2 protein-coding genes are annotated in these 1,561 nt (G+C 74.8%); one reads left to right on the top strand and one right to left on the bottom strand.

Annotated elements, in window-relative coordinates; genetic code table 11:
* Positions 1–328: Rieske (2Fe-2S) protein (locus HUX53_RS02160; protein WP_176401491.1), on the top strand; the 328-nt coding region annotated here is incomplete at its 5' end.
* Here the strand turns inward: HUX53_RS02160 and HUX53_RS02155 are convergent.
* A partial coding sequence (locus tag HUX53_RS02155) for a mechanosensitive ion channel family protein (protein WP_176401490.1) occupies positions 315–1,561 on the bottom strand: 1,247 nt, incomplete at its 5' end. The two genes, HUX53_RS02160 and HUX53_RS02155, sit on opposite strands and share 14 nt — an antisense overlap.

The raw sequence follows: 1,561 nt of genomic DNA, 5'->3' as shown, positions 1-1,561 counted from the left end.
GTCCGGCGGCTCCGGTTCCGGCGACGCGGGCGCGGGTGCCGGCGGCGCCCTCGCCGCGGCCAGTGAGATCCCGGTCGGCGGCGGCAAGGTCTTCGAGGACGCCAAGGTCGTCGTGTGCCAGCCGCGGCAGGGCCAGTTCACGGCGTTCTCCGCCAACTGCACGCATCGCGGCTGCAGCGTCGGCTCGGTCTCCGGCGGCACGATCAACTGCCCCTGCCACGGCAGCAAGTTCAAGATCACCGACGGTTCGGTGGTGAACCCGCCCGCGGACAAGCCCCTGGAGAAGAAGGACGTCACCGTTCAGGGCGACAAGATCATGCTCGCCTGAGCGACTTCCGCTGCGCCGGGCCGTCCCCGCGCGGGGCGGCCCGCGCGCCCCCGGCGTCGTCCGGCGCCCCGTCGGGATCCTCCGGCGCGTTAACCCCGGACGAGGCGCCACCCTCAGTCCGCGGAGCGGGCGCCTTCGCCGACCTCGCCCCGGACGAGGGGGAGCCTGCGCCGGACGCGGAGGAGTCCGTGCCGCGCGAGGAGGACCCCGCGCCGGACGCGGAGGGGGCCGCGCCGTCTGCGGCGGGGGTCTTCCCGTCCAGGGCGGGAGCGTCTTCAGCAGCGGAGGGGGCGCTCCCGTCCGGGGACACGGCCGCGCCGTCGGCGACGGGCTCGGGGCCCACGCGGAAGCGGGGGAGCGCCTGCGGGTAGTGGTCGCGGATGTAGGCGACGAGGTGCTCGCGCACGTCGCAGCGCAGGTCCCAGGTGCTCGCCGAGTCGGCGGCGCTCATCAGCGCGCGCATCGTCACCAGCCCGTTCGGCTGCACCTCGACGAGCTGCAGCACCCACTCGCGCCGGTCCCACAGCGGGTTGTCCTGCAACGCCGAGTACAGCTCGGCGCGCAGCTCCTCGACGGGCACCGTCCAGTCCACGTGCAGCTCCACCGAGCCGAGCAGCCGGCTGGAGTGCCGGGTCCAGTTCTCGAACGGCTGCTCGGTGAAGTGCGACACCGGGAAGATCATCCGCCGGTCGTCCCAGAGCCGCAGCACCACGTACGACAGGGTCAGCTCCTCGACCCGTCCCCAGGTGCCCTGCGTGACCACGATGTCGTCCAGCCGCAGCGCGTCGCTGAACGCCAGCTGCAGCCCGGCGAGCAGGTTGCCGAGCGTCGGCCGGGCCGCGATGCCGACGACCAGCCCGGCGACGCCCGCCGAGGCGAGCACCCCGGCGCCGATCGCCCGGACGCTCGGGAAGGTGAACAGCGCGGCGCCCACCGCGACGACCGTGATCACCGCGGCCGCGATCCGGCGCAGCAGCAGCATCTGGGTGCGGGCACGGCGGGCCCGCCGGTTGCGCTCGCCCTCGATGTGCATCAGCCGTTCCAGCGGCGGGTCGCTCAGCGCGTAGGCGATCCGCAGCACCAGCCAGGTGGTGGCGCCGATGGCGGCGATCCGCAGCGCGTGCCGGACGGCGCCGTCCACGTCGCCGTGCAGCAGGTGGTAGGGCATCGCGGCGTTGGCGCTGACCACCGCCGCGAACGCGAACGCGGGCGCGGCGACGCGGCGGGCGACCC

The sequence above is a fragment of the Actinomadura sp. BRA 177 genome, assembly GCF_013372625.1.
Taxonomy (GTDB): Bacteria; Actinomycetota; Actinomycetes; order Streptosporangiales; family Streptosporangiaceae; genus Spirillospora.
This window is presented reverse-complemented; position numbering and strand designations above follow the sequence as displayed.